Annotated in this window: 17 protein-coding genes; 5 read left to right on the top strand and 12 right to left on the bottom strand. The window is 59.9% G+C overall.

Annotated elements, in window-relative coordinates:
• Window positions 1-58: 58 nt before the first annotated feature.
• The 5 genes from bioD to JXQ78_RS03340 form a co-directional block, all read right to left on the bottom strand.
• Window positions 59-748, bottom strand: coding sequence for a dethiobiotin synthase (bioD, locus tag JXQ78_RS03360; protein WP_330632068.1), 690 nt, complete (start codon window positions 746-748; stop codon window positions 59-61).
• Entirely contained in the window at window positions 745-1,959 is a 1,215-nt protein-coding gene (locus tag JXQ78_RS03355; protein WP_330632067.1) for an aminotransferase class I/II-fold pyridoxal phosphate-dependent enzyme, read from the bottom strand. Before JXQ78_RS03355 ends, bioD begins: the two co-directional genes overlap by 4 nt.
• Window positions 1,960-1,961: 2 nt before the next feature.
• A complete protein-coding gene (locus JXQ78_RS03350; protein WP_330632066.1) occupies window positions 1,962-3,011 on the bottom strand; it encodes a transcriptional regulator in 1,050 nt (349 codons plus the stop codon).
• A gap of 6 nt (window positions 3,012-3,017) precedes the next feature.
• Complete coding sequence (gene bioB / locus JXQ78_RS03345) at window positions 3,018-4,127, bottom strand: biotin synthase BioB (protein ID WP_330632065.1); 1,110 nt, start codon at window positions 4,125-4,127, stop codon at window positions 3,018-3,020.
• Window positions 4,128-4,242: 115 nt separating this feature from the next.
• Entirely contained in the window at window positions 4,243-4,932 is a 690-nt protein-coding gene (locus JXQ78_RS03340; protein ID WP_330632064.1) for a TOBE domain-containing protein, read from the bottom strand.
• A 66-nt stretch (window positions 4,933-4,998) separates the two neighbouring features.
• Between JXQ78_RS03340 and JXQ78_RS03335 the strand changes: the two genes are divergently transcribed.
• From JXQ78_RS03335 to JXQ78_RS03315, 5 genes are all read left to right on the top strand, one after another.
• Complete coding sequence (locus JXQ78_RS03335) at window positions 4,999-5,922, top strand: extracellular solute-binding protein (protein WP_330632063.1); 924 nt, start codon at window positions 4,999-5,001, stop codon at window positions 5,920-5,922.
• Window positions 5,922-6,722: a molybdate ABC transporter permease subunit gene (locus tag JXQ78_RS03330; RefSeq protein WP_330632062.1), complete on the top strand. Its 801-nt coding sequence runs from the start codon at window positions 5,922-5,924 to the stop codon at window positions 6,720-6,722. The genes JXQ78_RS03335 and JXQ78_RS03330 overlap by 1 nt, the downstream gene beginning before the upstream one ends.
• 57 nt (window positions 6,723-6,779) lie before the next feature.
• A complete protein-coding gene (locus JXQ78_RS03325) occupies window positions 6,780-7,079 on the top strand; it encodes a DUF7116 family protein (protein ID WP_330632061.1) in 300 nt (99 codons plus the stop codon).
• A gap of 72 nt (window positions 7,080-7,151) precedes the next feature.
• On the top strand, window positions 7,152-7,739 hold the full coding sequence (locus JXQ78_RS03320) for a hypothetical protein (protein WP_330632060.1): 588 nt from the start codon (window positions 7,152-7,154) through the stop codon (window positions 7,737-7,739).
• Window positions 7,736-8,377, top strand: a complete 642-nt coding sequence (locus tag JXQ78_RS03315; RefSeq protein ID WP_330632059.1) for a hypothetical protein — start codon at window positions 7,736-7,738, stop codon at window positions 8,375-8,377. Before JXQ78_RS03320 ends, JXQ78_RS03315 begins: the two co-directional genes overlap by 4 nt.
• 7 nt (window positions 8,378-8,384) lie before the next feature.
• Here JXQ78_RS03315 and JXQ78_RS03310 read toward each other — a convergent pair whose 3' ends face one another.
• From JXQ78_RS03310 to ilvB, 7 genes are read right to left on the bottom strand one after another with little or no spacing between them, the layout of a single operon-like run.
• On the bottom strand, window positions 8,385-9,362 hold the full coding sequence (locus JXQ78_RS03310) for an isocitrate/isopropylmalate dehydrogenase family protein (protein ID WP_330632058.1): 978 nt from the start codon (window positions 9,360-9,362) through the stop codon (window positions 8,385-8,387).
• Window positions 9,359-9,961 (bottom strand): 3-isopropylmalate dehydratase small subunit, encoded by a 603-nt coding sequence (leuD, locus tag JXQ78_RS03305; RefSeq protein ID WP_330632057.1) that lies wholly within the window; start codon window positions 9,959-9,961, stop codon window positions 9,359-9,361. The genes JXQ78_RS03310 and leuD overlap by 4 nt, the downstream gene beginning before the upstream one ends.
• Window positions 9,958-11,379, bottom strand: coding sequence for a 3-isopropylmalate dehydratase large subunit (gene leuC, locus JXQ78_RS03300; protein ID WP_330632056.1), 1,422 nt, complete (start codon window positions 11,377-11,379; stop codon window positions 9,958-9,960). The genes leuD and leuC overlap by 4 nt, the downstream gene beginning before the upstream one ends.
• On the bottom strand, window positions 11,376-11,591 hold the full coding sequence (locus JXQ78_RS03295) for a hypothetical protein (protein WP_330632055.1): 216 nt from the start codon (window positions 11,589-11,591) through the stop codon (window positions 11,376-11,378). The genes leuC and JXQ78_RS03295 overlap by 4 nt, the downstream gene beginning before the upstream one ends.
• A 5-nt stretch (window positions 11,592-11,596) precedes the next feature.
• Complete coding sequence (gene ilvC, locus JXQ78_RS03290; RefSeq protein WP_330632054.1) at window positions 11,597-12,646, bottom strand: ketol-acid reductoisomerase; 1,050 nt, start codon at window positions 12,644-12,646, stop codon at window positions 11,597-11,599.
• Window positions 12,639-13,280, bottom strand: coding sequence for an acetolactate synthase small subunit (ilvN, locus tag JXQ78_RS03285; protein ID WP_330632053.1), 642 nt, complete (start codon window positions 13,278-13,280; stop codon window positions 12,639-12,641). The genes ilvC and ilvN overlap by 8 nt, the downstream gene beginning before the upstream one ends.
• Window positions 13,277-15,043, bottom strand: coding sequence for a biosynthetic-type acetolactate synthase large subunit (gene ilvB, locus JXQ78_RS03280; RefSeq protein ID WP_330632052.1), 1,767 nt, complete (start codon window positions 15,041-15,043; stop codon window positions 13,277-13,279). Before ilvB ends, ilvN begins: the two co-directional genes overlap by 4 nt.
• Between the last annotated feature and the right edge of the window lie 164 nt (window positions 15,044-15,207).

The following is a 15,207-nucleotide window of genomic DNA, read 5'->3' as shown; positions in this document are numbered from 1 at the left end:
CCGTATTAATCAGGGAGGGACGAACAGAGACTCATTGGAACCATTCGAATGGGGTGTGTTACTCTCGAGTACGCACCTGTGCTGGGGGTGTGTGATCGAGAATGCGATCGATGGTGGACGCGAGCCGGGTTTGTGTGGTTTCAATCACCGCATCCTGCTCGACAGAAGGGAACGTACTGATCGGACACTCGATCATCGATCCGAGAGCGTCGGGATTCGTTCGTTCGGCCACGGTGTCGCCAGTGAACTGATTAAGGACGACACCAAGCACCGGGATTGCACGTCTCTGGAGGGCCTCGACAGTCAGCGCGGTGTGATTGAGTGTTCCTAGCGCAGGGCGAGAAACGACGATTGCGGGACACTCAAGAGCAGAGACGAGATCAAGGAGCTCGCTTTCAGCGGTCACTGGAACACGAACGCCACCAACGCCCTCGAGAACGCCGATTGCAGCTGAATCGAGGGCATCGGTTACGTCCGCGAAAAGCGCATCGAACGAGAGCTGCCGGTCCGACCGATCGGCGGCGATGGCGGGTGCAAGCGGTTCATCCAGATACCGACAGCAGTGCGCTGCCGTCGATTCGTTACAAATCTTGGCGACAGTACCGGCGTCATCGTCCGGTGGATAGCCGGTTTGGGCTGGCTTTACGGCCCGTGCGTCGTAGCCCTCACGTCGTAGCGCACCGACCAGTCCCGCGGTGATGATCGTCTTTCCAACGCCAGTGTCGGTGCCCAGTACCGCGACGTTCACGGTGCGACCTCCGCGCGCTCGAACGCTTTGACACAGCGGTCGATGTCTTCGGATGTGTGTGTCGCCATCGGCGCAAGTCGGATGCGACTTGTTCCTTCGGGAACTGTCGGTGGGCGAATCGCCGGGGCGACGATCCCTTCTTCAGCAAGTTCCGCTGCGAGCGCCACCGCGTCCTGTCGGTCACCAACGATGACCGGGAGGATTTGTGATGATCCGGCAATGTCGTAGCCAGCCGCTGTGAGGCCAGTCCGCAGGCGATCGACGTTCGACCAGAGCTGCTGTCGGCGGTCGCCGTGGCGCGCGATCGAGAGTGCCGTTTGCGCCGCCGCGGCCGCCGGCGGGGCGAGGCCAGTCGAGTAAACGAACGACCGGGCCTCGTTTGCGAGCAGCTCGACCACCGGTTCGCTGGCTGCCACGTAGCCACCCTGCGCACCCAGCGCCTTCGAGAGCGTTCCGAGCTGGATCTGTATCCGGTCAGAAAGACCATCGCGCTGGACGATCCCGCCACCGTCCGCATACAGGCCGGTGGCGTGGGCCTCATCGACCATCATCCACGCCCCGTATTGCTCGGCCACGTCACAGAGCGAAGAGAGCGGAGCCACATCGCCGTCCATGCTGAATACGGAGTCGGTGACCACCAGCCACGAGTCCGTAGATGCGAGCTCATTCGCACGGTCTGCCATTGCCGTCTCCAGTGCGTCGGGGTCGCAGTGGTCGTAGACGACGACCTCGCTGGATGCGAGTCGACAGCCATCGATGATCGAGGCGTGGTTGGACACATCGGAGAAGACCACATCGGGATCGAGTGCCGTAATCGTCCCCACGTTCGCAGCGTAGCCCGAAGAAAAGGTGAGTGCGCGCTTAGTTCCTTTCGTGCGAGCGAGATCGCGCTCGAGCGCCCGATGGGCGGGCGTATCACCGGTGACGAGTCGGCTCGCCCCTGCGCCAGCGCCGACCAGCTCGGCACACCGGCCAGCGGCGTCGGTGACGCGATCGTCGCCGGCCAGACCCAGATAGTTGTTCGAAGCCATCACGATCGCCGGAGTGTCACCAGCAAACACCGGCTGTGCACCACAGGGATCGTTTGTCCACCTGGTTCGCGCACCGACCGTTTCGTGCGGTGATAGCTCTCGGCGGAGCCCCACATCCTCTCTCGCGTTGAGTCGAGCCACGGGATCGAAGCCGTGTCCTGACGACGATTCCGAGCGCATGCCTAGAACCCCGGCAACAGCTCTGTGGGACCAAACACGCCGTAGATGCCGTTTCTGTTCCGTTGGACAGCCGTTTTGAGATAGCCGACCGCCGGACCGTTTACGTTGGCAGCCATACTCGTTGCATCACCCAGTTCGAACGTGTTCGTTGCCTGCTCACCATCGAACGTCGTTCCCGTGACAGTGACGGTCGTCGTCGTTGGCTTTTCGTCGCTCCGAACGTCGAGTATCCCGCCGACGGTTACGTCTTCGGCGTCACAGATGCCCGCCCGCTCTAGCAGAACGTCGTCGGCGTGTTCCATGTCTGTGAACTCGAGCACGCCGTCGTGCTCGTCGATGATCGCCTCGATCTCTTCGTCCGAAAGTTCTCTCGCAGTTTCGATGTCGTACTCCTCGAGGTGGGCAATGTCCTCACGAACGGTGCCTCGATTGTCAGCGTAGCCGGATTTGAGTCCGACACCCCACCAGATGTCGATCGACTCGACCGTCACGAACGACTGCGCTGCGAGTGCGGCCGCGCCGGTGAGAAAGCCGGGCGTTGCACCGGCACCACAGACGAACGTGATACCGTTGCTTTCGAAGGCGTCGGCGCGCTCATCGAGCATGCCAATCACGCGCGAGCGCTTGAGCACATCGATAAGGACTCCCTCGAAGCCGGCCGCCACGAAGCGATCGGCGATCCGTGGAATGAAATCGTGTTCCAGATTCGGAAGCGCAAGCACAACCGCATCGATCGCCTCGCTCTCTGCGATCACGTCCTCGATCGGTGTTTCCGTCGAAACTGCCTGCTCTGAGGCTACGACTCCCCGATCCGGACCGCTCTGTTTGACGGCGACACCGCCATCTGTTGACGTTTGCGAGCCGCGTTCGCTTGCAAGATTTCCCTCCGTGGCGTCAAGCAGTTCGTCAACGTCGAGTCCGTCGTGATCAACTGCGATCCCGTAGCGATCGCACGCCGCCACCGGCGTAACCCATGATTTGTGCGTCGTGAGTTCGAGCGTTCGTCGGCCGATACCACCGGTTCCGAGGACTGCGATCTTCGTTTCGTCCATTGGTAGTTACTCCTGATTCGCTGTGTTGCTGGTTGCGGTGCCGACGGCGGGCGAGGTCGTCGGTTTCGTTTCGGTGTCAGCTTTGACGGTCTCTGGATCGAACGGATTGACCGACCGATTCGGTTGTAAGCCCGCCCGCTCGATGATGCGGATGTCTTCACCCGGCGATTGTCCCTCCGTCGTCAGGTAATCGCCAGTGAGGATGCCATCGGCTCCCGCCTCGAACGGCAAATGCTGCTCGTCGGGTGCGAGGTTGACTTCCCGACCGCCGGTGAGTCTAACCCGTGCGTGAGGATGCAACAGCCGATAGACGGCGATCGTTTTGATCAAGGCTTCCGTAGAGATGCTGGCACCCTCCTCATCGCCAAGTGGCGTCCCTGCTACCGGGTTCAACACGTTCACCGGCAGCGAGGAAATCCCAATCTCCTGGAGTGCAATTGCCGCCGAAACCCGATCAGCAGGCGACTCTCCCATGCCGAGGATCACTCCCGCACACAGATCCATCCCCGCGTCTTTTGCGACCTGTAGCGTCTCGACGCGGTCTTCGAACGAGTGTGTGCCGACGATCTCCGGGAAGTACTCCGGGGAGGTCTCGATGTTGTGGTTGTAGTGGTTGATTCCTTCAGCTGCGAGGATTTGGGCCTCTTCTTCCGTGAGGATACCGAGACTCGCGTCGACTTCGACGGCTGTTTCATCGCGCACCAGCCGAATCGCCCGGAGCACCTCTGCCCACTCCTCTGGGCGGCGGTTTTTGCTCACTCCTTTTTCTGCCACTACGATGCCAAACCGCTGTGCGCCGTCGCGTTCGGCGCGTTGTGCGGCCGCCAGGATCTCCGCAGGATCCAGAAAGCCGTACGTGTCGATCCCCGTATCGAAGTGAACGGACTGTGCACAGAAGCCACAGTCCTCGGCACAGTTTCCCGCCTTCGCGTTCACGATCGAACAGGCGTCGACCGTTCCGTCGCTAAATCGTGATCGAACGAGATCCGCTCCTGCGGCGAGCGGCTGGACTGGCTGGGCCAGCAATGCGAGGCCATCCGTTCGATCAAGCGTCTCTCCGGAGAGGACGCGGGCGACGGCGTCGTCTACCGTCCGGTTGCCGGTCTCGTAAACCACAATAGAACAATCAGTTGACGGTGTATAATCGTTTTCGGTTCATTCTCTTCTGATGACAGAGTGGTTTGGACTGGCGACAGTTCACTTGACAAATGGACACGTACTCCAAATCTCGTTACTCGAAGGTAGAAAACGCTCTCGTGGCGGTCGCTTTGAATGAGCTAACCAGTTCGGTTCCCGATTCGATGGCGAGTCGGTCGGCGCTTTCGGGCGTAATCAGGGCGATGAGTTCGGTATCCGTACCGATGGCGAGTCCAACACGGACGGCCGTCTCCCGATCGTCGATCGTGGTGACCGTCCCGGAAAATCGGTTGCGAGCGCTGGTCGCGGTTGCTGGAACGCTACCGGGCTCGAAGAGGGTGACTGTGTCGGCCCGGATGACAACTCGAACTGATTTTCCAACCGAAGGAGCGACGGCACGAACCACCCCGACTGCGGTATCGACGGTGCCGAGATCACCGACAGACTCGCGAACGACGCCATCGAGAACCGTCGCATCGACGTTCGTTTGTGCCTGCAGCTCGGAGTCCAGTCGGTCGAACGTACCACACAGTCGTGTGGCAGTTTGGGTGAGCGTGCTGTGGCCGCCGTCGGCACCTCCGCGCGTTCGCTCGACGAGCGAGCCAAACGCCGATTCGAGCTCGACAATACGTCGTTGTGATCTTGCGTATGAGCGTCCGAGTGCGGTTGCACCCCCCGAGAGTGAGCCTTCTGCTGCGATCGCCCGGAGCAGTGTGGCGTCGCGCTCTGTAAACTGCACGTCGCCAGCCCGCAACGCCGTGTCGATCGCCACCTCGTGTTCCATGGCCTGTTGAATGTTCACACGGGCAAAACGATTATGTTACAGTCACCATGAGATCGATGTGTCTGTATGGAAATAACGACGAGCAATCAGGGGCGTCGGCGGGTACTACAGTCGATTGGGATGGCTGGCCTATCTACTCTGACAGGATGTTCGAATCTCGTGGGCGAACTGGACGCCGATCCTGTCACAATTCTGACTGCGGGTAGCTTACAGTACACCTTCGAAGAGGAGCTCGCACCGGCGCTTTCCGTACCGCTCGAGATTGAGGCACACGGCTCTGCCACCGTCGCTCGGCTGGTTGATTCGGGCCAGCGTGATCCAGACATCGTGACGGTAGCAGACGGATCCCTGTTCGAGGGAGTCCTCACGCCGCCGTGGTATGTGACGTTCACGAGCAATGCGATCGTTCTTGCATACAACCAGGATACGTCGATCGGTCGTAGCCTTACATCGGTGTCAGTCGATCGCTGGTATCTGCCACTTCTCGATGGAGACCACAGCCTTGGCCGTACGGATCCCGACCAGGATCCGCTCGGCTATCGGACGCTCTTTGCATTGGAGCTGGCAGCGCGCTATCACGAGGAGTCCGGGCTCACCGATCGGGTGCTGAAATCGACCCGAATCGTTCCAGAGACAGGCCTTCTCGGGCAGTTCGAAATCGGCGCGATCGACGCGGCGTTTACCTACCGCAACATGGCCACAGAACGGGGCTACGAATTCGTTGCGCTTCCGGATGCAATCGATCTCAGCAGCCCACCGGCGACCAGAAAGTGGTATTCGACCGTCTCCTATACGCTCCCGTCGGGACAGACAATACAGGGATCCCCAATCGGCTACGCCTCAACGATCCGCCGAAAAACGTCTCGAGTCAGAGATGTGTTTTTCGAACAGACGACCGGATCGTATCTCGATCGCTCGGGTTTCGTCGTTCGCGACCAACACCCGATATCGACGGGATCGGTTCCGAACGACATCAGCGAGGGGCTCTAATGGTTGGTGTTCTTCCCCACGAGCGAACGGTTGGTGGCGCACCCAGCCGCGCACTGGCGCTTGGTGGACTGTTGGTGTGTTTTTACGGCGGTCCGCTCCTGTCGTTGCTCTATCTGGGCGGGCCTGAAATGATCCTCTCCAGGATCGGTGCTCCCGAAATCCGGTCGGCGACGGTGACCTCCGTGGTGACGGCAACGGTTTCGACGATGATTGGAACGGCTGGTGGGCTTCCGCTTGCCTACTGGCTTTCGCGTGCCACTGTACCCTGGTCACGAATCGTCCTCGGGGTCGTCACGCTACCGCTCGTCTTGCCACCGACTGTCGGTGGATTCGTCGTCCTCACTGTTGTCGGTCCAAACACCGCACTTGGAACGCTTGCAGCCGACGCAGGCGTTCAGCTCACAAACTCACTCATAGGCGTGGTCCTCGCCCAGACGTTCGTCGCAACACCACTACTCGTCGTGACGGCAACGACCGCGTTCAAGCGGGTGGATCGGCGGTTTGAGCTCGCCTCTCGGTCGCTGGGCAAAACCAGAAGAGAAACTGTCCAGTACGTGACGCTACCGCTCGCCGGACCGGGCATTCTCGCGGGAATCGCCCTGACATTCGCCCGTGCAATCGGCGAGTTCGGCGCGACAATGATGCTTGCGTACACACCAACTACGCTCCCGGTCGAAATGTATCACTCCTACCAGACGTTTGGACTTGGCGACACGTTTCCTCTGGCGCTGTTGTTGCTGTCGGTTAGCGCGCTCGTACTGGGTATTCTCACCGTTGTGAGCCATCGGACAGTGGCGTAACCGCTTTCGAACGATCGCCGGTACACCTATAGGGGAGTGTATGGTATACTCTGCCAGATGAGGGTAGTTAACACGCCAATACTTGATACGGCCTGCTCAATCTTCTCAGACCTCGGATACACCGTCGAGGCTGCTGGAGACGAGCTTCGCGCACAGCGAAAGTGGCGTGTGGTGTACATCACGGATCGTGATCCACTCACCGTTCCCGATCAAGGGAATTTGCGCTGTTTCGTTACGGCTCCCGACCGTGCGCAGACGGTCGTGGATCGGATTGAAACCACAGCACCCACCAGAGAATGGGTGGTGATGAGTCTCGATCATCTCGGCGAGTACGAAATTCACCGCCCCAGCAGGTGAGCTGGCGTTGATGGAGGTTCCAATCGACTGCACCACAGTTTGTTTCACTCAGTACACCAAAAGCATTATACTATGGATCAGTTTGATCTGGTAGGGGTTCTCGAGAGCAAACGGCTGAACGCTGTGATTGGATGGTTACTCGTTTTCTTCGTGGCTATCGTCTCGGGAGGGCTGCTCGGCGTGGATCCGATATGGGCTGGCTTTGGCCTGTTCTTGGTGGTGCTCGTCGTCGTCCCTCCTGTTGGCTATCGATCAATCTGGGTGATGTTACCGTGGGAGCTAGTGGTCTTGGCGGCGCTACCGCTGGTTGGTTTGGGACTTGGATTCGATGCGACGAATTCGCTTTTCACCTACATGGCGGTAGCCACGGTGGCGCTGGTCGTTGCAGTCGAACTCGACGCGTTCACATCGGTCAAAATGACAGACGGCTTTGCAGTCGTCTTTGTCATCATTACGACGCTTGCTGCTGCTGGCCTCTGGGCGGTTGCGCGGTGGCTCGCCGTCAGTTATCTCGGCGTACAACTCGTTCTTGTTCCCCGAGAACTCATGATTGAATTTATCTTCTCTGCTATCGCCGGTATGATTGGAGGGCTCATCTTCTCGGTGTATTTCCGACGGCTACGGTCGACAGCCCATCTCCGTGAGGTGATGGCCGAATGAGATGGCTTCGTCGGCAAAAAACAAAGCGCCGGCTCGCGATAGCGATGCAGATCGTTCTCATTGGCATGTTTCTGGTTGGAATCGTCCACCGGAATGTGAGCGTCATCGTCAACAGCGCGATCGGGGTGATGGTGTCGTTTCTCCCGGCGATTCTCCAGCGCGATTACGGCCTGCCGATGAATCCAGGACTCACCCTGTGGATCACGGCTGCGGTGTTCTTTCACGCACTGGGAACCGTGGCGGTACCGGGAAGTGGCGTTTCGTTTTACCAGTCGTTCTGGTGGTGGGACCATTTGACGCATGCGCTTTCTGCGTCCGTTGTGGCGGCGGTGGGCTACACGACCGTTCGCGCAATCGATTTACACACCGAGCAGCTCTCGTTTCCGCCGAAGTTCATGGTCGTGTTCACCGTGCTGTTCGTCGTTGCGTTTGGTGTGCTCTGGGAGATTCTCGAATTTCTCCTTGGCATCATCACGCCACTGTACATCGGCGGTTCGATTCTCACTCAGTACGGACTGACAGACACGATGATGGATCTGATCTTCGATGCAGTTGGCGGTCTCATCGTTGGTCTGTGGGGGAGTGCGTCTCTAAGTGGGCTCACTGACGCACTCGTCGACAAACTTGAGCGCCAGTAGTACCGCTTTACAGCCGATCGATGACCGCGCTGGTCACGTCCTCGGTTGAACCACTGCCGCCGAGATCTGGTGTTTTCGGCCCGGTTTCGAGCGTCGCCTCGACGGCCTCACGAACCCGCGTCGCCGCCGTATCGTAGCCAAGATACTCGAGCAACATCGCACTCGAAAGGATCGTCGCAGTGGGATTGGCTATGCCTTCGCCGGCGATGTCGGGTGCGGTGCCGTGCACGGGTTCGAACAGCGCATTATCCCCGCCAATGTTCGCACTCGGAAGCAAGCCGAGCCCGCCAACGAGCCCAGCTGCCAGATCGGAGAGCAGATCTCCAGCCAGATTCGGACAGACCACCACGTCGTACGCCTCGGGTTCCATCACCAACTGCATGGCGAGTGCATCCATGAGCGCAGTGTCGTAGTCGATGCCGCGGTCTTTTGCCACAGCTGTTGCAGTGTCGAGAAACAGCCCGTCCGTGGTGCGCATGACGTTTGCCTTGTGTGCGATCGTCAACGAGCCCTCCCGATCACTGGCGTATTCGACGGCCATTTCGGCGATCGCACGCGAGGCGTCTTCGGTCACCACGCGCGTCAGCGTCGTAATGCCTGGTTCGATCGAGCTCTCGATCCCGGCGTAGACGCCTTCTGTGTTCTCGCGGACGAAGATGAGATCGGTTTCTGGTGCCACCGCCGACACACCTGGATAGGTGCGGGCCGGTCGAATGTTGGCGTACGACCCGACGACTGATCGCAGCGGCAAGATCACGTCGGCGGCAGTTTCGCCGGCGGCACCGAACAGCGTCGCATCGGCCGATTCGACGGTCTCGACCGTCCGATCGGGCAGTGGAGTGCCCGTGTCTGCACGGGTCTCATCGCCCGCGTCTGCCATCGCGAACGACAGCCCAAGATCGAGCGCATCGAGCACTCGAACGGCTGCGGGTACCACCGATTTGCCAATGCCATCGCCAGGGATGACGGCGATCGTTTCGGTCATAGATACGGCAGCTCCGCGGCGGTTTCCTCAATCGCCGCTTCGTTGGCTCTCATTAACGCCGTCGTGTCCCAGATGCCATCGACGAGCGCGGTTCGCTGGGCAGCATCAACTGCAGCGTCGATCGTTATCTCGCCATAGCTGACTGTCTCGGCGTCTACGTCCACGGTAATCGTGGTGTCGGGGCTGTCGTCGATCGTCTCCTGGAGCGACTCGATCGACGCCTGGTCTGCAGTGACCGTTGGAATTCCCAGCGCGAGACAGTTCCCTGCGAAAATTTCGGCGAAGCTCTCGCCAATGATCGCATCAATTCCCCAGCGCAACAGCGCCTGCGGAGCGTGCTCTCGCGACGAACCACAGCCAAAGTTTCCGTTCACTACGAGCACGGATGCGTCCTGAAATCGATGGTCATTGAACGGATGGTCCGTTTCGGTGTCGTCGTCTTCGAACCGCTGATCGAAGAAGGCGAACTCGCCGAGGCCGTCGAAGGTGACGACCTTCATGAACCGCGCGGGAATGATCTGATCGGTGTCGATGTCGTTTCCACGGACGTAGATTCCGGTCCCAGAGACGCGCTCGACGGATGGAACGCCGTCGCTCATGCTACCGACACCTCCGGGAGCGTCCGAACGTCCGTAATCTCGCCGGTGATCGCCGCTGCTGCGACCATCCGTGGACCCATCAGTACCGTCCGCCCATCGGGTGAGCCCTGTCGACCGACGAAGTTCCGGTTCGACGAGCTGGCACTCGCCTGATCGCCCGAGAGCTGGTCTTCGTTCATGCCAAGACACATCGAACAGCCCGCCTCGCGCCACTCGAACCCGGCGGCTTCGAATCGTTCGTCGAGCCCTTCGCGTTCTGCGGCGGCCTTTACGCGCTGTGAGCCTGGTACTACCATCGCTCGCACGCCCGGTGCCACGGTGTGTCCATCGACGATTTGCGCTGCAGTGCGTAGATCGCTGAGTCTGGCGTTCGTACACGAGCCCAAAAAGGCCACGTCGATTTCGTAGCCGGCCATCGTTTCGCCAGGTTCGACGCGCATGTGCTCCTGTGCCGCTCGGGCGGTTTCGCGTTTTTCTGGAGGGAGGTCAGCTGGGTCCGGAATCGGCTCGTTAATGTGGACGACCTGTCCTGGGGTAGTTCCCCACGTTACTGCAGGCTCGATTGCAGAGCCATCAATCTCGACCACATCGTCGTAGACGGCGTCGTCGTCGCTCCGAATCGACTCCCAGTAGGGTTTGAGGGCTTCGAACTCGTCTGGAGTATTGGCGAACGCCTCGGTCTCGCGAAGCCACTCGTAGGTCGTCTCGTCGGGATTGACGTAGCCTGCGCGAGCACCACCCTCAATCGACATGTTGCAGATGCTCATTCGACCTTCCATATCGAGTGCTTCGATCGCCTCGCCGGCGTACTCATAGACGTAGCCGACACCGCCGTCAGTGCCGAGCTCACGGATAATCGTGAGGATCACGTCTTTGGCACCAACGTGTGGGCCAAGCTCGCCGGTCACCTCGATCTTTCGCACCTTCTGTTTTTCCATGGCGATCGTCTGGGTGGCGAGCACATCGCGGATCTGGCTCGTCCCGATGCCAAACGCCAGTGCCCCGAACGCGCCGTGTGTCGAGGTGTGGCTGTCACCACAGACGATCGTCATGCCGGGCTGGGTCAGTCCTTGTTCCGGTCCGATCACGTGAACAATCCCCTGATTGCCGCTCGTCGGATCATCCAGCTGGATACCGGACGCACGGACGTTGCGCTCAAGTTCGCTCATCATCTCTTCTGCCGCATCGTCAGACAGCGGCCGAGACTGATCGGCGGTCGGCACGATGTGGTCGACCGTCGCATGGGTCAGCTCCGGTCTGGCCACCTCAATGTCGCGTTCTCTGAGCATGCCAAACGCCTGCGGGCTCGTCACCTCGTGAATCAGGTGTAGCCCCACGAACAGCTGATCCTGTCCGTTCGGAAGTGTCGTCACGTGATGGCGATCCCACACGTTATCGTAGAGCGTTCGCTCGCTCATTTGGTGTCACCTCGATCGAACACGCGGTTGTGTGCGGCTTGCTCGCCGATCGGGCCAACGTGATCGATCGTGCCGAGCGTTTCGGCGTCGCATTCGTTTCGACCACCATCAGCGATGACGACCGGCCCGCGTCGGTACACCAGATGCGTGCCGAACGGTTCGTCAGTGTTCGGTTGCGTGTGCTTGATATCGCCGAGTGTGTCTCCTGTCATGCTCGTCAGTCGTCGGCTGGGACGCCGTTGCGTTTGGCTTTCTCGTCATCTTCATCGGTCTCTGCGCTCCAGGCGAACAGCTCGCGGAGCTCGGCTCCCACGTCTTCGATATCGTGATCGAGCTCGGCCTCTCGTCGCTGTGTGTAACTCGGCCGTCCGGTCTGGTTTTCCACAATCCATTCGCGTGCGAACTCACCGTTTTGCACCGCTTCGAGCGTTGCCTCCATGTTCTCTCGCACGTCCTCGTCGACGATGCGATCACCACGGGTCAATCCACCGTACTCGGCAGTATCAGAGACCGAGTTCCACATCTCGGCCAATCCACCCTCATACAGCAGATCAACGATCAGCTTCAGCTCGTTCATACACTCGAAGTAGGCCATCTCTCGGCTGTATCCTGCCTCGACGAGCGTCTCGTAGCTGTGTTTCACTAGACTTGTCACGCCACCACAGAGCACGGCCTGTTCGCCGAACAGATCCGTCTCGGTCTCTTCTTTGAAGGTGGTCTCGACGACGCCGGCCCGCGCACAGCCGATCGCGTCGGCGTATGCGAGACCAATGTCGGTTGCCTTGCCGGTTGGGTCCTGATAGACGGCGAGCAGTCCAGGCGTCCCCTGGTCGTTTTCGAAGTTCCGCCGCACGAGATGCCCGGGACTCTTGGGTGCAACCATCGTGACGTTCACGTCCTCGGCCGGATCGATCTGACCGTAATGAATGTTGAATCCGTGTGCGAACTGGAGCGTATCACCTGCTTCTAGCTCGGGCTCGATCGCCTCGTACACGGCGGGTTGAACGGTGTCTGGGACGAGCATGGAAATCACGCTCGCCTGAGCGGCGGCAGCTGAAGGGGTTGCCACCCTGAGTCCGGCCTGCTCTGCTGCTTGGCGCGATGAGGAGTCCTCACGCAGCCCAACCACGACATCAATGCCGTTGTCGTCAAGGTTCATCGCGTGGGCGTGGCCCTGGCTTCCGAAGCCGATGACGGCTACGGTGCGGTTCTCGATTGCTGATCGGTCCGTGTCGTCCGCGTAGTAGATCGTTGCTGACTCAGTCATTGGTATGTACCGTTGTCGTTCGTTCGTATCGCGATTCCTCGGCATGGGTCGTCCATTCGTCGCCGCGTGCAAGCGCAGTCTGGCCGGTTCGGGCGATCTCACGGATGCCGAACTGTCCGTAGGCGTCGATCGCGTCGTCGATCTTCTGTTCGTCTCCCGTAATTTCGACCGTGATCGTGCGCGGGCCGGCGTCCAGCACCGTTCCATCGTACATCTCGGTGATGGCGTGCACTTGTTCTGGTCCTTCGGCGTGGACTTTCAGCACGACGAGCTCGCGACGAACTGCGTCGTTGTTGAGCTCTCGCACGGAAATCACCGGCAAGAGCTTTTTGAGCTGGGTTTCGACCTGTCGAATGCCCTGCTCTGATTCTTCGATCACGAGCGTGATCCGTGCAGTCTCCGGATTCGTCGTCGAACCGACCGTGAGACTCTCGATGTTGAACTGCCGGCGACTCACCAGGCCGGACACCTCGGAGAGAACGCCCGGCTCGTGGGCAACGAGTGCTGAAATGACTGTCCGCCGCGGCGTGTGTTCGACGCCGGTCGACGGATCGAGTCTGATGCCTTCCGGTGATCGTCTGGCCTCGGGAAGCGATCGCTCTTTTGGGGCCGGGCCGTCGAGTCCCTGGCTCATAGTTGCTCCTCCGAGAGCGCGAATTCGGCGTTGTTGCCGCCGCTTTTCACCATCGGGTAGACGTTTTCCTCGGGATCGATAAACACGTCAACGATACTCGGGCCGTCGTACGACCGGGCGGCGGCGAGCGTGTCTGCGACCTCGTCATACTCCTGGATGGTAAACCCTGCAGCACCGAACGATTCGGCCAGTTTGTCGAACGCCGGTACCCAGGGATACTCCGAGGCCATCCGTCGCTCTTCGAAGAAGGCGTCCTGCCACTGGCGAACCATCCCCACGGCGTTGTTGTTCAGCACACACACCGTGATATCGAGATTCTCTCGAACCGCAACGCTCAGCTCTTCGATCGTCATCAAAAACGAGCCGTCGCCATCGAAACAGACGACCTCCTGGTCCGGACAGGCCACTTTCGCGCCGATTGCGGCTGGCAGTCCATATCCCATCGTTCCGAGTCCATGTGATGAGATCCATGTGCGTGGCTCGGTGTACGTCCAGTACTGAGCCGCCCACATCTGGTGTTGGCCAACGCCAGTGGTGACGATCGTCTCATCCGGCGTGAGCTCGTCCATCGCCTCGACCACGAACTGTGGTTTGATGGGACCGTCTTTCGGACAGTCGTAGCTCATCTTGTAGGTCGACTTCCAGTGTTGACACTGTGTGCGCCAGTCAGCCGCCGATGGCGAACGCTCCATTGCACTCGCGAGCTGTTCGATCACTGTGCCTGCGTCACCGATCAGTGGATGATCTGCCGCAACGTTTTTCGAGATCTCCGAGGGATCGATATCCACGTGGATGATCTCTGCTGCTGGGGCGAACGTCTCGATGCCCCCCGTGAGTCGGTCATCGAACCGCGTTCCAATAGCCAGCAGACAATCACAGTGTGAGATCGCCATGTTTGCGTAGCCAGTGCCGTGCATGCCGGCCCACTCAAGCGCGAGTTCGTGGTCTTCGGGGAAGCTCCCGATGGCTGGCATCGTCGTCACGACAGGAATCTCGTGGCGCTTTGCGAACGTTCGCAGCTGCTCTGTGGCGTCTCCTTTGATCACGCCACCGCCCGCAAGCACCAGCGGCTTACTGGATGATTCCAGCGCACTCGCTGCGGCCTCGACAGCAGACTCGTCCGCTATCTCCTGAATTTCGTGATATTTTGGCAATGCCGGAGCGCCGGGTGTCTGGTCTGTCTCGCCGTTTGTTACGTCCTTGGGAAGATCGACAAGCGTCGGTCCTGGTCTGCCCTCTCGAGCGAGCGCATACGCCTTTCCAACGAGATCGCCAACCGAATCGGCATCTTCAGCGAAGTAGTTCGCCTTGGTGACCGGTCGGGTGACACCAACGGTGTCGGTCTCCTGGAATGCATCGTGGCCGACAAGCTCGGTCGGCACCTGGCCGGTCAGGGCAATCACCGGATCGGAATCCATATCAGCGTCTGCGAGTCCCGTCACCAGGTTCGTCGCACCCGGCCCGGAGGTCGCAAGACAGACCCCCGGCTCGCCCGTCAGTTGGCCGTAGGCGTCGGCCGCATGGGCCGCCCCTTGCTCGTGTGCCATCGTCACGTGCTGGAGGTCTGTTTCGGCGTACAGCGCGTCGTACACGGGCATTATCGCCCCACCTTGCACGCCAAACAACGCGTTCACACCGGCCACAGATAACGCCTGGACAACCGACTGGGCCCCCGTCGTTATCGGTGATGGCTCGTCTGCTGGATCGTTAGTCGTAGTCGTCTGTTCCTCGACCGGCACTGCCGTCGAACCACGTTCACTCATTGAACGTGCTCACCTCTTTCGTGTCTGATCGTATACATACGTCTGTTGCTGTGTCTCTGCTGTTCCAGAACGATGCGAAAAACGACGTGAACGAAATAACGATGGAGTAGGGCCTAGGCGGGCCCTACAATCGGGCTGATGCGAATCGACACCGTGGTGCAGCC

The sequence above is a fragment of the Halocatena halophila genome (assembly GCA_027563145.1).
Taxonomy (GTDB): Archaea; Halobacteriota; Halobacteria; order Halobacteriales; family Haloarculaceae; genus Halocatena; species Halocatena halophila.
Note: the sequence above shows the minus strand (reverse complement) of the source record. Positions and strands in the feature narration are given on the sequence as shown.

Coding starts and splice junctions, on each gene's coding strand:
- JXQ78_RS03355 (WP_330632067.1), bottom strand. CDS start 1,959: ATGCGCTCGGAATCGTCGTCAGGACACGGCTTCGATCCCGTGGCTCGA.
- JXQ78_RS03350 (WP_330632066.1), bottom strand. CDS start 3,011: ATGGACGAAACGAAGATCGCAGTCCTCGGAACCGGTGGTATCGGCCGA.
- JXQ78_RS03340 (WP_330632064.1), bottom strand. CDS start 4,932: ATGGAACACGAGGTGGCGATCGACACGGCGTTGCGGGCTGGCGACGTG.
- JXQ78_RS03335 (WP_330632063.1), top strand. CDS start 4,999: ATGGAAATAACGACGAGCAATCAGGGGCGTCGGCGGGTACTACAGTCG.
- JXQ78_RS03330 (WP_330632062.1), top strand. CDS start 5,922: ATGGTTGGTGTTCTTCCCCACGAGCGAACGGTTGGTGGCGCACCCAGC.
- JXQ78_RS03325 (WP_330632061.1), top strand. CDS start 6,780: ATGAGGGTAGTTAACACGCCAATACTTGATACGGCCTGCTCAATCTTC.
- JXQ78_RS03320 (WP_330632060.1), top strand. CDS start 7,152: ATGGATCAGTTTGATCTGGTAGGGGTTCTCGAGAGCAAACGGCTGAAC.
- JXQ78_RS03315 (WP_330632059.1), top strand. CDS start 7,736: ATGAGATGGCTTCGTCGGCAAAAAACAAAGCGCCGGCTCGCGATAGCG.
- JXQ78_RS03310 (WP_330632058.1), bottom strand. CDS start 9,362: ATGACCGAAACGATCGCCGTCATCCCTGGCGATGGCATTGGCAAATCG.
- leuD (WP_330632057.1), bottom strand. CDS start 9,961: ATGAGCGACGGCGTTCCATCCGTCGAGCGCGTCTCTGGGACCGGAATC.
- leuC (WP_330632056.1), bottom strand. CDS start 11,379: ATGAGCGAGCGAACGCTCTACGATAACGTGTGGGATCGCCATCACGTG.
- JXQ78_RS03295 (WP_330632055.1), bottom strand. CDS start 11,591: ATGACAGGAGACACACTCGGCGATATCAAGCACACGCAACCGAACACT.
- ilvC (WP_330632054.1), bottom strand. CDS start 12,646: ATGACTGAGTCAGCAACGATCTACTACGCGGACGACACGGACCGATCA.
- ilvN (WP_330632053.1), bottom strand. CDS start 13,280: ATGAGCCAGGGACTCGACGGCCCGGCCCCAAAAGAGCGATCGCTTCCC.
- ilvB (WP_330632052.1), bottom strand. CDS start 15,043: ATGAGTGAACGTGGTTCGACGGCAGTGCCGGTCGAGGAACAGACGACT.